9 protein-coding genes and 2 pseudogenes are annotated in these 14,293 nt (G+C 66.8%); 6 read left to right on the forward strand and 5 right to left on the reverse strand.

Annotation, left to right across the window (positions count from 1 at the left end; genetic code table 11):
* Positions 1–3 precede the first annotated feature (3 nt).
* Positions 4–1,377, reverse strand: a complete 1,374-nt coding sequence (locus I2456_RS16865) for a TldD/PmbA family protein (RefSeq protein WP_085073509.1) — start codon at positions 1,375–1,377, stop codon at positions 4–6.
* Entirely contained in the window at positions 1,374–2,891 is a 1,518-nt protein-coding gene (locus I2456_RS16870; protein ID WP_068157996.1) for a TldD/PmbA family protein, read from the reverse strand. The genes I2456_RS16865 and I2456_RS16870 overlap by 4 nt, the downstream gene beginning before the upstream one ends.
* A 33-nt stretch (positions 2,892–2,924) precedes the next feature.
* On the opposite strand from I2456_RS16870, the gene I2456_RS16875 reads away from it, so the two are divergent.
* The 3 genes and pseudogenes from I2456_RS16875 to I2456_RS28580 all read left to right on the forward strand — a co-directional run.
* Positions 2,925–3,797: a carbohydrate ABC transporter permease gene (locus I2456_RS16875; protein ID WP_068158000.1), complete on the forward strand. Its 873-nt coding sequence runs from the start codon at positions 2,925–2,927 to the stop codon at positions 3,795–3,797.
* Entirely contained in the window at positions 3,784–4,599 is an 816-nt protein-coding gene (locus tag I2456_RS16880; protein WP_085073510.1) for a carbohydrate ABC transporter permease, read from the forward strand. Before I2456_RS16875 ends, I2456_RS16880 begins: the two co-directional genes overlap by 14 nt.
* Before the next feature lie 88 nt (positions 4,600–4,687).
* Positions 4,688–5,209, forward strand: a pseudogene (locus tag I2456_RS28580) (ABC transporter substrate-binding protein); the annotation flags it as partial.
* 3 nt (positions 5,210–5,212) lie between these two features.
* Here I2456_RS28580 and I2456_RS28585 read toward each other — a convergent pair.
* A pseudogene (locus I2456_RS28585) lies at positions 5,213–7,117 on the reverse strand (ATP-binding cassette domain-containing protein); the annotation flags it as partial.
* A 117-nt stretch (positions 7,118–7,234) separates the two neighbouring features.
* Here I2456_RS28585 and I2456_RS16895 point away from each other — a divergent pair.
* Both I2456_RS16895 and I2456_RS16900 read left to right on the forward strand, forming a co-directional pair.
* A complete protein-coding gene (locus I2456_RS16895) occupies positions 7,235–7,711 on the forward strand; it encodes a MarR family winged helix-turn-helix transcriptional regulator (protein ID WP_068029718.1) in 477 nt (158 codons plus the stop codon).
* Between the two features lie 104 nt (positions 7,712–7,815).
* Positions 7,816–10,332 (forward strand): ATP-binding cassette domain-containing protein, encoded by a 2,517-nt coding sequence (locus I2456_RS16900; protein WP_085073513.1) that lies wholly within the window; start codon positions 7,816–7,818, stop codon positions 10,330–10,332.
* Here I2456_RS16900 and I2456_RS16905 read toward each other — a convergent pair.
* Positions 10,291–11,424 (reverse strand): esterase-like activity of phytase family protein, encoded by a 1,134-nt coding sequence (locus I2456_RS16905; protein WP_085073514.1) that lies wholly within the window; start codon positions 11,422–11,424, stop codon positions 10,291–10,293. The two genes, I2456_RS16900 and I2456_RS16905, sit on opposite strands and share 42 nt — an antisense overlap.
* Positions 11,424–12,158 carry a VIT1/CCC1 transporter family protein gene (locus I2456_RS16910; protein ID WP_241007741.1) on the reverse strand — a complete coding sequence of 245 codons (735 nt, stop codon included), beginning with the start codon at positions 12,156–12,158 and terminating at the stop codon, positions 11,424–11,426. The genes I2456_RS16905 and I2456_RS16910 overlap by 1 nt, the downstream gene beginning before the upstream one ends.
* A 112-nt stretch (positions 12,159–12,270) precedes the next feature.
* Here I2456_RS16910 and I2456_RS16915 point away from each other — a divergent pair, with 112 nt between their 5' ends.
* Positions 12,271–14,220 carry an acyl-CoA dehydrogenase family protein gene (locus I2456_RS16915; RefSeq protein WP_068029706.1) on the forward strand — a complete coding sequence of 650 codons (1,950 nt, stop codon included), beginning with the start codon at positions 12,271–12,273 and terminating at the stop codon, positions 14,218–14,220.
* The last annotated feature ends 73 nt before the right edge of the window (positions 14,221–14,293 follow it).

Below are 14,293 nucleotides of genomic sequence, written 5' to 3' on the forward strand. Positions count from 1 at the left end.
CGCCTATTGCGCTTGGCTCACCGACGACATGTGAAAATCCGGGATTCGCAGCGACGGCATCGCCGCGCGGGTGGCCCAGTCTCCCCACTCCCGGGGCAGCGTTTTCTCACTGGTTCCGGCCTCGGTGGCCCGGCGCAACAAGTCCAACGGGCTCTCGTTGAAGCGGAAGTTGTTGACCGCAGCGGTCACTTCGCCGTCTTCCACCAGGTACACGCCGTCGCGGGTCAACCCCGTGAGCAGCAGGGTCGTCGGGTCGACTTCACGGATGTACCACAGGGTGGTGAGCAGCAGGCCGCGCTCGGTGGACGCGATCATGTCGGCCAACTCTGCCGACCCGCCCGTCATGATCAAGTTGTCGGCAGCCACGGCGACCGGGGCGTCGAATCTGGCTGCCGTGGAGCGCGGGTAGGCCAGCGCGTTGATGACACCGTCGCGGATCCAGTCCACCTGCCCGATCTCCATGCCGTTGTCGAAGACCGACCGCGTCTCCGATGAAGTGCTGACCGCGACGAACGGCGTGCAGGCCAAGCCGGGAGCCATGGGATCGCTGAACAAGGTCAGCGGCAGATCGGTGAGCCGCTCCCCCACCCTCGTTCCCCCGCCGGGCGCCGAGAACGCCGAGCGGCCTTCCTGGGCGCTGCGGCCGGCCATCGACCAGCCCAGGTAGATCATCATGTCGGCCACCGTCGACGGCGGCATGATCGTCTCGTATCGCCCCGCGGGTAGCTCCACAGTGCGCTGCGCCCAACCGAGCCGGGTCGACAGCTGGCCGAACAACGCCTCGATAGGAACGTTGGCGAAATCCGGAGTGCCGATGCCCGCCCACGCGCTGGCCTCGCCCCGTTTGGCGTTGAGTTCGATGGCGCCGGTGGGCTGGGTGTAGCGCCGCCGCAACCCCGTCGACGACGCCAGGAACGTCGTCGAAACACTGTGGTGCGCATAGCCGAACACCCGATCGGCCCCGCGGAACTGGCGGCTCAACCGACCGGCGATACCGGAGAACACACCGGCCCCGGTGCCGGGCACGGGCGCGTCCCAATCGCCGGGCTCACCGGAGTCACCCAGCAGCGGCGCGAAATCACCGGCTTCCGGCGCGGACCGGGCGGCGTCCTGCGACGACACCACCAGTCCGGGCAACACGGTGGGATCGGCTTCGGCGGTCACCACGGTGCCGATTTGGGCGCTGTCGCCTTGCCGGACAACCGAAATGACCGCGATGTTGCGGCTGACCGTGACGCCGTTGGTGGTCATGGTGTTGTTGGCCCACCGCAAGGTGGCCTCGACCTTATCGGTGACCAGCACCATGGTTTCATCGGCACGGCCGGCTTTCGCCGCCTCATCCAAAACGATGTTGACGACGTGCTGCGGTGTGATCATCGGCCGCCCTCGGTACGGGTGTTGAGGACGTTGACGCCGCGGAACAGCGCTGACGGGCAGCCGTGGCTGACCGCGGCGACCTGCCCGGGCTGGGCCTTGCCGCAATTGATCGCCCCACCGAGCCGCCACGTCGACGGTCCCCCAACAGCTTCCATGGAATTCCAGAAGTCGGTGGTGGTGGCCTGGTAGGCGACGTCGCGTAACTGCCCGTACAGGCGGCCGTCGCGAATCCGGAAGAACCGCTGCCCGGTGAACTGAAAGTTGTACCGCTGCATGTCGATTGACCAAGATTTGTCGCCGACGATGTAGATACCGTCGTCCACCCGGGCGATCAGGTCCGCAGTGCTCAGGTCGTCGGTGCCGGGCTGCAACGAGACGTTAGCCATCCGCTGGATCGGCACATGGTGGGCCGAGTCGGCATACGAGCAGCCGTTGGAGCGCTCCTGCCCCAGCCGCGGCGCGAACACTCGGTCGAGCTGGTAGCCGACGAAGATTCCGTCGCGCACCAGATCCCAGCTTTGGGCAGCCACGCCCTCGTCGTCGTAACCGATTGTCGCCAAACCGTGTTCGACGGTGCGGTCGGCGGTAACGTTCATCACCGGTGAGCCGTACCGCATGCTACCGAGTTTGTCGGGGGTGGCGAAGGAGGTCCCGGCGTAGGCGGCCTCATAACCAATGGCGCGGTCGTATTCGGTGGCATGGCCGATGGATTCGTGAATGGTGAGCCACAGGTTGGTGGGGTCGATGACCAGATCGGTGACACCCGCCATCACGCTGGGCGCCCGAACCTTCTCGTACAGCAACTCGGGCAGCTCGGCGAGTTCCTCGCTCCAATTCCACACCTCGTCGCCGGCCACCACTTCCCAGCCGCGGGCGGTCGGCGGCGCCAGTGTCCGCATGAAGTCGAAGGTGCCCTCCTGCGGATCGACGCTGATCGCCTCGAGAGTGGGTAGCAACCGCACCCGCTGCTGGGTGATCGAGGATCCGAAGGTGTCGGCGTAGAAGGTTTGTTCCTTGACGGCGTTGAGGCTGGCCGATGCGTGGTCGACGCCGTCGGCGTTCAGTAACCGGGCGGAGTAGTCCTGCAGCACGGCGATCTTGTCGGAGGCCGGCACACCGAACGGGTCGACCTCGTAATCGGAGACCCAGGTGGCGTCGGGGTAGACGGGCTCCGGCGCCAGTTGGACGCGCTCGTTGTTCAGCGCCGCCAGGATGGTGGCGACCTGCACGGCGTGGCGTGCGGTTCGGGCGGCGACGTCGGGGGCGAGGTCGGCGTGAGAGGCGAATCCCCACGTCCCGGCGACGATGACCCGCACCGCCAACCCCACATCGCGGCTGATTACCGACGTCTCGAGTTCACCGTCGCGCAGCTGGATGATTTCGGTGCTGATGCGGTGTATGCGCAGGTCGGCGTAGCTGGCCCCGGCCGCCTTGGCCGCCGACAACGCGGCGTCCGCCAACTCGTGGCGCGGCAGGTCCAGGAAGTCGGCATCGATCCCCCGGTTCGCTGTCACGGCTCCACCGTAACGACCGGCTTTAATACATTCATGCCCGACGCGCCTCGCCGCACCACGGCGGCGGCGTACGCCCTGCTCGCGCCCAGTTTGTTCGGCGTGGTGGCGTTTCTGCTGCTGCCGATCCTGGTCGTGGTGTGGCTGAGTCTGTACCGATGGGACCTGCTGGGGCCGCTGCACTATGTCGGGTTGGCCAACTGGAAGTCCGTGCTCACCGACGGCACCTTCGCCAACTCGCTGCTGGTGACGGCCCTCTTCGTGGCACTCGTCGTGCCCGCTCAAACGGTGCTGGGGCTGCTGGCGGCCGCGATGCTGGCCCGCGATCTGCCCGGCACCGGCCTGTTCCGCACGCTGTACGTGCTGCCCTGGATCTGCGCCCCGCTGGCGATCGCGGTGTTGTGGCGCTGGATTCTGGCGCCCACCGACGGCGCGGTCAGCACCGTGCTGGGACACCGCATCGAATGGCTGACCAATCCCGATCTGGCGTTGCCGGTGGTGTCGGCGGTCGTCGTGTGGACCAACGTCGGCTACATTGCGCTGTCCTTCCTGGCCGGTCTGCTGGCCATCCCCGAGGACATCCACAACGCCGCTCGCACCGACGGCGCCAACGCCTGGCAGCGGTTCTGGCGCATCACCTTGCCGATGCTGCGACCGACGATGTTCTTCGTCCTGGTCACCGGGATCGTCAGCGCCGCACAGGTATTCGACACCGTCTACGCTCTGACCGGCGGCGGGCCGGAGGGCAGCACCGACCTGGTCGCGCACCGCATCTACGCGGAGGCCTTCGGCGCGGCGGCGATTGGCCGCGCGTCGGTGATGGCGGTGGTGCTGTTCATCATCCTGGTCGGCGTCACCTTCGTTCAGCATCTGTACTTCCGGCGGCGGATCAGTTATGACCTCACTTAGCCGTCTCGTCGTCTACGCCGGTTTGATTGTCGGGGCGGTGCTCACCTTGGCGCCGTTCCTGCTGGGGCTGCTGACCTCGTTCACCTCCGCGCACCAGTTCGCCACGGGTACGCCGCTGCAGTTGCCGCGTCCACCGACACTTTCCAACTACGGCGACCTGGCCGGGGCCGGGTTCGGCCGCGCGGCCGCGGTGACCGCGTTGATGACGGCGGTGATTCTGCTTGGGCAGCTGACGTTCTCGGTACTGGCGGCGTTTGCGTTCGCGCGGATGGAGTTTCGCGGACGCGACACGCTGTTCTGGGTCTACATCGCGACGCTGATGGTGCCCGGCACGGTGACGGTGGTGCCGCTGTATTTGATGATGGCGCAGCTGGGATTGCGGAATACGTTCTGGGCGTTGGTGATTCCGTTCATGTTCGGCTCCCCGTACGCGATCTTCTTGCTGCGTGAGCACTTTCGCATGATCCCCAATGACCTGATCAACGCCGCACGCCTCGACGGCGCCAACACACTCGACGTGATCGTGCATGTGATCATCCCGTCCAGCCGGCCGGTTCTTGCGGCGCTGACGATGATCACCGTGGTCTCGCAGTGGAACAACTTCATGTGGCCGTTGGTGATCACCAGCGGCCACCGCTGGCGGGTACTCACCGTGGCCACGGCCGATCTGCAATCCCGGTTCAATTCGCAATGGACGCTGGTGATGGCGGCGACGACGCTGGCGATTGTGCCGCTGATCGTCTTGTTCGTGGTCTTCCAGCGCCACATTGTGTCCTCGATCGTCGTCTCGGGGATCAAGTGACCGGCATAGGCGTCGAGATTGCCGTAGCGGCTGCCAATCCGGGCGGATCACAACCCCCACGGCAATCTCGGCGAAACCGGCGGGCACCGTGACTCGACCACGCTTTTCCACACTCGTCGCCGCCGCGCTGGTGGCCATCGCGGCGCTGCTGCTGACCACGGCGGTGTTGATGGGCCGCACCGGTGAACCGCGTGACGGCAAGATCGTGGTGACGGTGCGGTTGTGGGCCGAACCGATCGCGGCGGCCTACAAACAGTCGTTCGAGGCGTTCACCCGCGCCCATCCCAACATCGAGGTGCACACCAATCTTGTTGCGTACTCGAATTATTTCGATACCTTGCGCACCGACGTGGCCGGTGGCAGCGCCGACGACATCTTCTGGCTCTCCAACGCCTACCTGGACGCCTACGCCGACAGCGGTCGATTGCTGAAAATCGACACCAGCCAAACCGCCGACTGGGACTCCGCTGTGGTGGAGCAGTTCACCCGCAAGGGCGCGCTCTGGGGAGTGCCGCAGCTGACCGACGCGGGCATCGCGGTGTTCTACAACGCCGACCTGCTGGCCGCGGCAGGAGTGGATCCCCGCGAGTTGGACACCGCGCGGTGGAGCCTGGTCTTCCAGCAGCCGCAGCAGACCGCGCTGGCTGGCCGCGTCCAATCCAGCCAGCGGCTCGTCGAGAATCAACGCACGCGGCGAACAGGCCAGCAGTCCGGCGAGCACCACGCGGCGCATCTGGCCGCCGCTGAGTTGGTCGATGCGCCGCTTTCCGAGGGTTGGATCCAGCCCGACGACGCTGAGCGCCGCTGCCACGCGGTCCTGGTCGCGGTGCGAAAAGCCTGCTGCCGAAGCGACTTCCAAGTCGACACGGCTGCGCATCAACTGCAGCCGGGCCGCCTGAAACGACAACGCCACGGCGCCGACCTGTTCGTGGGTGGGCCGGCCGTCAAGCAAACAGGAGCCGGTGGTAGGAACCGTCAACCCCGCCATGATCCAGGCCAGCGTCGATTTGCCCGACCCGTTGCCACCGTGAATCAGCACGCCGTCGCCCTGTTCGACGACCAAGTTGATGTCGCGCAATGCCGTTTTCGCCCATGGCGTTCCGACGTTGTATTCGTGGCCGACTCCGACCAGTTCAAGCGCCGGAGCGCGAGCCTGATCGCCCCGCGTAACGGGCGTCTTCGGCGACTCGGCGACCTCCACCATGCCGGTGTTGTCCGGCGAGTCGCTGAGATTGATGATGCGGTCGGCCGTATCGGCCTCGTTGTTGTAGTGGGTGATGTGCACCAACGCGGTCCGGTGCCGTTTGGTCAGCCCCGACAACACACCCAGCAGCGCGTCTCGGCCCTGCTGGTCGACCATGGTGGTGACCTCGTCGGCGATGAGGACGGCCGGCTCTCGGGCCAAAGCGGCGGCAAGGGCGAGGCGCTGCAGCTCCCCACCGGACAGGCCTCCGGTGTCACGTTCGGCGAATCCGTCCAGACCCACCTCGCTGAGCAGTTGATCGACGTCGGGCTTGGTGCCCGGCGGCAGGCCCCAGACCACATCGTCGCCGACGCGAGTGCCCAGGACCTGGGATTCGGGGTGCTGCAGTACGACGGCGGTGCCACCCAGCCTGCCCAGACCCACGGCGCCAGGCCGCTCGACGGTGCCGGACGTGGGCTCTCGACCGGCCAGCAACAGCATCAACGTCGTCTTGCCCGAACCGTTCGCGCCGGTGACCGCCACGTGTTCGCCCGGCTTCACTTCCATGCTGGTCTCGGGCAACGCGTCTTGGCTGGCGCCGGGATAGCGGAACCGGACCTTGTCCAGCCGCACCGGCACCGGAGCGATGTCGGCGCCCACGTCACCGTCGACCGGCGCGTCAAGCTTGTGCACGTCGGGAATCCCGCGCATGCGTTCCAGCAGCCGCGACAATGCCCACCAGCCGATCAGCGACACGATCGAAATGCCGATGGTGAAGTAGGCGAGCAGCCACCACGGCCAGTAGTGCAGAGCGGCCATGAAATCCCGCTTGATGTCTTCCCCGACTCCGGGCATGCCGATCCGGGTCAGGAAGGACGCGACGCCCTCCACGTTTGCGGTCATGACATCGAAGATGAGATGCCGCAGGCGGGCCAACAGCGCCAGTAAGCCGACCATGAAGGCACCGAACACAAACCCGGCGATCAGCGACGACACGATCACCGTGGGTGTGCCGCGGCCCTTGCGCTTGACGAACCCGGTCAGGCCACCGATGTAGGCGCTGTGAACCACGCCCATGAAACCGCCCAGGCCGGCTATCAGGAAGGCGATCAACCCCGCGGCGACCGCTGCGGCGAGCAACACCCGGAGGCGGTATCGGTACGCGAGCAGCCCGGTGGGGACGGTGCCGAGCAGTGCCAGGCCCGCAGCAAACGGCACGATGACCGAGATGATGGCGATGACGGCGCACAGTGCGGCCATCACCGCAGCCTGCGCCAGTTCTCCCGGCCGCAACCGACCCCGGTAATGCGTTAGGTGGGGGCCGGGCGCGGTCACTTCTCCGATTGTGCCAGGCCCGGGACCTCCCTCAGCGCAGCACTGCAGACGATGTGAATTTCGCCGTCCTGGCGCCAGAACTGGTTGCGCTTAGCAAAGCTATGCAACCATGGGAGCATGACTTCATCCGCCGCCGGCAACGACGCCGACGTTGCTCACGGCCTGGGCGCCGACCTTTTGGCCGTCGTTGCACGGCTCAACAGGCTGGCCACTCAGCGCATCCAAATGCCCCTGCCTGCCGCCCAAGCCAGGCTGCTGTCCACCATCGAAGCCCAGGGAGAGGCACGCATCTGCCACCTGGCCGCCGTCGACCACTGTTCGCAACCGACCATGACGACCCAGGTGCGACGCCTCGAGGACGCCGGGCTGGTGGCCCGCACCACCGACCCCGGTGATGCGCGGGCGGTCCGCATCCGCATCACGCCGCAGGGCATGCGCACGTTGAACGCCGTGCGGGCCGACCGCGCCGCGGCCATCGAACCGCAGCTGGCCCGGCTGGATGCGACGGATCGGCAGGTGCTGGCCGACGCCGTGCAGGTGCTGCGCCGGCTGCTCGACAACGCCGCAGCCACGCCGGGCCGCAACACACTGTGAGCGGGCAAGGCATCCTGGATGCAAGACGTTTGTAGGGGGTAAACGCTCCCCGGACGAGAAAGACCCCGGAGAAAGGTGGCGGCGATGCGGATCGAGGCATCGTGATGCCCAACGCCTCACCGTTGACCGTGTGGTTCGGCTCGATGCGGTACCTGTTCACCCCGGGCCGCGACGTGATCGTCGGCCACGGTGACCACTGCGATATCCGCCTGGATCGCCCCGGGCAACCCGGCCCCGCGCCGCACCACGCGATACCCGATGTGGTGCTGCGGTTCACCGGATCTCATTGGGTGGCCATCGACCGCAACGACAGCGGCCTGTTCACCGACGGCGCCCGCACCTCAACGGTGGACATCCACGATGGCCAGTCGATCACCCTCGGTGACCCCCAGCACGGGCCACGGCTGACATTCCAGTTGACGACGGGCGACGAACCCGCACGTCCGGCGCCACCGGCTGCGGGTGCAGTGCGTCGCCAAGCCGCCCCGGAGCCGGCCACCCAGCGCATTCGCGTCGAGCCGACCACCCAGAAGATCCCGGTGGAGCCCCCGACCCAGAAGATCGCCGTCACGCCCGCCCCCAATCCAGCGCCTGAACCGGCCACGCAGAAGATGGCCGCCGCCCAGACTCCGCTGGAACGGGCCACCCGGCCCATGCGGATACCACCACCGGCACCGCCGCCACCGGGATCGCCGCCACCGGCACCGCCGCCTGCTGCCGCGCCGGCGCCGCCCCCGCCGCGCCGGCCCGTTCCGCCGCCCTCCCAGCGGCCCACGGTGGAGACGTCGCCCAAGAGCCGCAACTTCGTCAACCTGATGACCGAGGCGACGCGGAAGCTGCGGGTCACACGTCCCGATACCGGCCCAGGCGACGTCGCGCCGTCCACCAATCGGCTGCCCCTGCAGCCGGGTGCGCGCACGATCGGGGTCGCGGCATATGAGCTCACCCTCGCCGCCGACGACCACGCGCTGGTGTCAAGTGTTTCGTTCACCGCGCCGCCAGGATCGATGATTGCCGTGGTCGGGCCGTCGACCGCACGCAACTCTGCGCTGCTCGGGGTGCTCGCCGGTACCCGAACGCCGACCTCAGGCCTGCTCACGGTGGACGGCCACGATGCGGTCGCCGAGCCGGAGGCCATGCGCTCGCGCGTCGGAGTCGTCACTCGGAGCGAGCGAGTGCATCGGCGCCTCACCGTGGAGCAGGTCCTGCGGTATGCGGCCGAACTGCGGTTACCGCCCAAAACCTCGCCGGACAACCGCGCCCGCGTGGTGAACCAGGTTCTCGACGAGCTGGAACTGACACCGCACCGCACCACCCGGGTGGCCAAACTGCCGCCCGAAGCGCGCCGCTGCGTAGCACTGGCCGTCGAACTCGTCACCCGGCCGTCCCTGCTGGTCGCCGACGAGCCAACGGCTGGGCTGGATGCCGCGCAGGACGACCACGTGATGGCTCTGTTGCGCCGGCAGGCCGACCTGGGCTGCGTGGTGGTGGTGGCCATGACGGCACCGCACCATCTCCACCTTTGCGACCAGGTATTGGTGCTCACTCCCGCCGGTGCGCTGGCGTTCGCCGGCCCGCCCGCCCAACTCGGCCCGGCGCTGGGCAGCACCGACTGGTCGCACATCTATGCGCAGATAAATGCCGATCCGCACGGCGCCCACCACGCTTATCTGTCGCGCCAACAGGCAGCGGTGTCCGCCACTCCGCCAGCGGTGGCCGCCCCCGAGAAGCTGCCCGCCGTGCTCACCCTCGGCCAGCAGATCCGGTGGGTGGCGCGGCGTCAGGCCCGGCTGTTCTTCGCCAACCGCGTCTACTCGCTGCTCTTGCTGCTGTTGCCGTTCGTCTTGGGGGCGCTGACTCTGCTGATTCCCGGGGATTCCGGCTTCGACCGGCCCGCGGCGGCCAGCTCCAATCAACACGAAGCCGTCGAGCTGCTGGCCGCGCTCAACTTCGGAGCTGTCCTCATGGGCACCTTGCTCACCATCGCTGAGGTGGTCTCCGAACGGCGAATCTTCCGGCGCGAGCAGTCCATCGGCTTATCCGCGACGGCGTACCTCATTGCGAAAATCCTCTTCTTCGCGGTCGTCGCCGCCATCCAGGCAGCGATCCTCACGGTCATCGTCATCGTCATCAAGGGCGGGCCCCGGCATGGCGGGGCCCTGCTGCACAATTCCGATGCCGAGCTCTACCTCAGCGTGGCGGTCACCGCCATCGTCTCGGCGATCGTCGGGCTGGCACTGTCGTCCGTGGGTAGATCGCTGCGTGAGGTGCTGCCGTTGCTGGTGCCGGCCGTGCTGGCATCGCTGCTGTTCGCCGGGGGCTTGGTGTCGCTGGTGGGGACCTGGGGCTATGACCAGGTGTCCTGGTTCGTCCCGGCCCAGTGGGGATATGCGGCGTCAGCGGCCACGATCAACTTGCGCCGGGTCGACGCGCTGGCCGACACCAACGCGTTGTGGACTCACTATGCCGGCTGGTGGGTGTTCGACATGATCATGCTGACCGCCTTCGGCGCGGTGTGGGCAGGCCTGGCGCGGTACCGGTTGCGCTCACCTATTCAAGACAGCGGCAAGGCCCAGGCACTACATCGCGAACAGCAGGAATTGAGTGACCTGGGTGGCTGAGAAGTTGTTGTCGCTGACCAGCACCACCGCTTGACGGCCGTCGGGCAGTTTAGGGCCGAGGGTGATGCCTTCGACGTTGTCGACGGGATTCTGCGGAGGTGACATCCCCGGTGTGGCGGACAAGTCGAAAGCCAGTGACTTGGTCATCGGGGTGAGCGTCGCGCCGTGCAGCGACGGCAGGGCCGAAACGTCAGTGGCGCTACCGATTTCGGCGCGGTAGATCCGCACGACCGGAGGCACCGCGTTGGAGCGTTCCAGGACCAGGAACGAGCTGCTGGATAGTGCGACCAGATCTGAGACGCCGTTGCGGTCGGCGGGCCAATCGGCCGGCTCCATGGGGTAGGCGTACTGGGCCGTGGGCGCGCTGGCGGCGACATCGAACTTGGTCAATCGGGTCAACACCTGGTGGTCGTCGTCATTGCTCGGTCCGTCGTTGTATCCGGGCCCTTCCATTGCCGCGAACACCGACTGGCCGTCCGGGGTCAGGGTCAGCCCTTCCAGGGCCCGATTGCGTCGTGGCCCGGTGTGCTGGGCCGACATCGCCAGGTTGGCCGGCAAGGTGAACTGTCCCTGGTAGCTGCCGTCCAGGCCGGCGATCCGGACCCAGGGATCGGCGAGAACGGGCTGCCGATCGGTCAGCCGTTCACCTTCAGAGCTCCAATACAGCCGTTGTCGCGGGCCGTCGAAGGCGATGCCCTCGGGGTCGGGCGGCACCACCGGCGGTGTGGTGCCCAACTGCAGCGGACCGAACGGTTGCCCGTTCGCGTCCAGCAGCGGATGCGTGCCGGTGAAGTTGATGTCTTCGATTCCCTTGTCCGACAGCGACAATCGCACGGTATAGAACCGGGCCGGGCCGGTTTTGGAACGGTCGTCGCTGATCACGTAATAGAGGCCGCTGGCCGCGTCGTAACTGATACCGGACAAGCCGCCGATCACCGTGCCGTCGAAGGTGGCGCCGAACGGGACCCGCGATTGCCCCAGGTAGCTCAGCAGCGGCCGGGGCGTATTGATCGGGAGCTTGGCCGCGCTGCAGCCTGCCAGCACCCCAGCAGTGAGGCAGCAGGTTGCCAATACCCGTGCGAGCACAGACATCACATAAGCGCTGCGATGAGCAACCCGACCAGGTAGGTGGCGGCCACCGCGACCAGGCCGAACACTAATTGCCGGGATGCCGCCCACCACAGCGGTTTTCGGGTAAATCGCGCGGTCAGCCCACCCGCCACCAGCAGGCCTGCCGCGCCGCAGATCAGGCCGGCTCGCAGCGAGCCATACCCCAGCAGGTAGGGCAGCAGCGGAATGACCGCGCCCAGGGCGAATGTCACGAACGAGGAGATGGCGGCCAGCCACGGTGAGGGCTTCTCGGCGGGATCTACCCCGATCTCCTGTACGAGATGGAAGTTGACCGCACGGGTCTCGTCGCGGTGGATCTCGTCGGTGGCGGTGCGTGCGGTCTGTTCGGTCATGCCCATGTCGACCAGCATGGCGACCAGTTCCGCTCGCTCGGCTTGCGGGCGCGCGCGCAGAAACCGTCGTTCCACCTGGACCTCGGAGTCGATCTGCTCGTTGGCGGTGGTGACCGACGTGTATTCACCCAGTGCCATGGAGAAGGCCCCGGCCAGCAGGCCCGCGATGCCGCTGACCATCGTGGTGTGCGCGCTTTCGCCGGCCGCCACACCGGCGATCAGGCCCGTGTTGCTGACCAGACCGTCCATCGCTCCGAAGGTCGCTGCCCGCAACCAGCCGCCACTGACGTCGGAATGGGTATGCCCGACGTCGAGTGCCGCCTCGGGATCTGCAGCCGAGTCACCGGTCTGTGGCTGGGACATGGCGCTATTCAAACCCATCAGAGCGGGTCCTCGCGGTGCGGGCCGGGTGATTGAGAAAACACGCACCAACGGATTTGTTTGGCGGGCCCGGACGACGGGTTAACGTCGGGGTATGGCGTCGAACAAGACAAGCACTGCCGATCACCTCCGGAACGCGCTGGACGGGCGTTGGCGCGATGTGAAGAACGAAACCCGCAAGATTCTGTCCGGCGAGGTGTTCCGCCCCCACTACACCCCGAACACGGTGATTGCTCGTGCCAAGGTGGCCGAGCAGATGCAGATCATGGCCGATGCGGGCATCTCCGACGAAGGGTTCCGCAAGGAGCACGGCGGGACCGGCAACGTCGGTGCCGCCATCACCATGATCGAGATGGTGGCCATGTCGGATCTGTCGCTGATGGTCAAGGCCGGCGTGCAGTGGGGCCTGTTCGGCGGGGCCGTCGAGAACCTGGGCACCGAACGCCATCACGAGGAATACGTCCCGAAGATCATCAGCCTGGAACTGCGCGGTTGCTTCGCGATGACCGAAACAGGCCACGGAAGCGACGTTCAATCGCTGGAGACGACCGCAACATACGACGCCGAGACCCAAGAGTTCGTCGTCAACTCCCCCACTCCGACCGCCCGCAAGGACTACATCGGTGGGGCTGCCGAGACCGCGACCATCGCAGCGGTTTTCGCTCAGCTGATCACCACCGAGGACGGCAAGCCGGTCAACCACGGCGTGCACTGTGTGCTCGTCCCGATCCGCGACGCCGAAGGCAACGACCTGCCCGGCGTGACGACATCAGACTGTCAGTACAAGGGCGGGCTGCCCGGTGTCGACAACGGCCGCATCGTTTTCGACCACGTGCGGGTGCCGCGGGAGAACCTGCTGAACCGATACGGTGACGTGGCGCCCGACGGCACCTACAGTTCGCCGATCGACAATCCGAGTCGCCGGTTTTTCACCATGATCGGCACCCTGATCCGGGGCCGGGTGACAGTGGGCGGCAGCGCCGGCGCCGCCGCCCGCGTCGCGTTGGACATCGCGACCCGATACGCGTTGCAGCGCAGGCAATTCAGTGCGCCCGACGACGATGACAAAGAAGTGCTGATCATGGACTACCTGGTACATCAGCGCCGGCTGTTCCCGTTGATCGCCAAGTCCTACGCGCTGCAGTTCGCGCAGAACGAACTGGTGTCCAAGACCCATGACCTGCAAACGTCGGACGTGGTAGACGCCGAGGAGCAGCGTGAGTTGGAGGCACGCGCCGCAGGGCTGAAGGCGGCCAACACCTGGCATGCCTCCCGAGCCATCCAGGAGGCGCGGGAAGCGTGCGGCGGCGCCGGCTACATGGCCGACAACCGGTTGATCGCGCTGCGCGCCGACACCGACGTCTTCACCACGTTCGAAGGCGACAACCACGTCCTGAGCCAGTTGGTGGCCAAGGAGCTGTTGACCGCGTACGCCGACGACATCAAGAGCATGAGCCCGGTCGAGTGGGTCCGCTTCGCCGCCAACACCGTTGGAGAACGGGTCATGAAACGCACTGCCGCCGAAGCGTTCATGCAGCGGATCGTGGACGCGCGGCAGGACAGCGAAGAAGAAGGCAGCCTGTTCAACCGGGGCACCCAGGTCACCATGTTCGAGGAACGCGAGGAGTACCTGATCTCCTCGGTGGCACGTCGGTTGCAGGGCAAATCCAAAGAGATGTCGGCGTTCGACGCCTTCAATGCCGTCCAGGATCACGTGCTGCACGCGGCGCACGCGCACATCGACCGCGTGGTGCTCGAGGCGTTCGTCGCCGGGATCGAGTCCTGTGAAGATCCCGAGGCGCGGGAGTTGCTCGGCCTGGTGTGTGACCTGTTCGCGCTGACGGTGATCGAAGAAGACAAGGCGTGGTACATCGAGCATCGCTACCTGTCCACCGAGCGCGCCAAGGCCGTCACCCGCGGCATCAACGACCGCTGCCGCAAGCTGCGCCCCTACGCGCAGACGCTGGTCGACGGGTTCGGCATACCCGAGCAATTGCGGTACGCCGAGATGCTGCACCCGGAGAACCTGCCGGCTGGTGCGTGACCTGCTGCGGTATCCGGTGTGCGGGTACGGCTTTCACTGAGCGCCCAGGGCGGAGATCTCGTCGGGTGTGCGC

This window comes from Mycobacterium kubicae, assembly GCF_015689175.1.
GTDB lineage: Bacteria > Actinomycetota > Actinomycetes > Mycobacteriales > Mycobacteriaceae > Mycobacterium > Mycobacterium kubicae.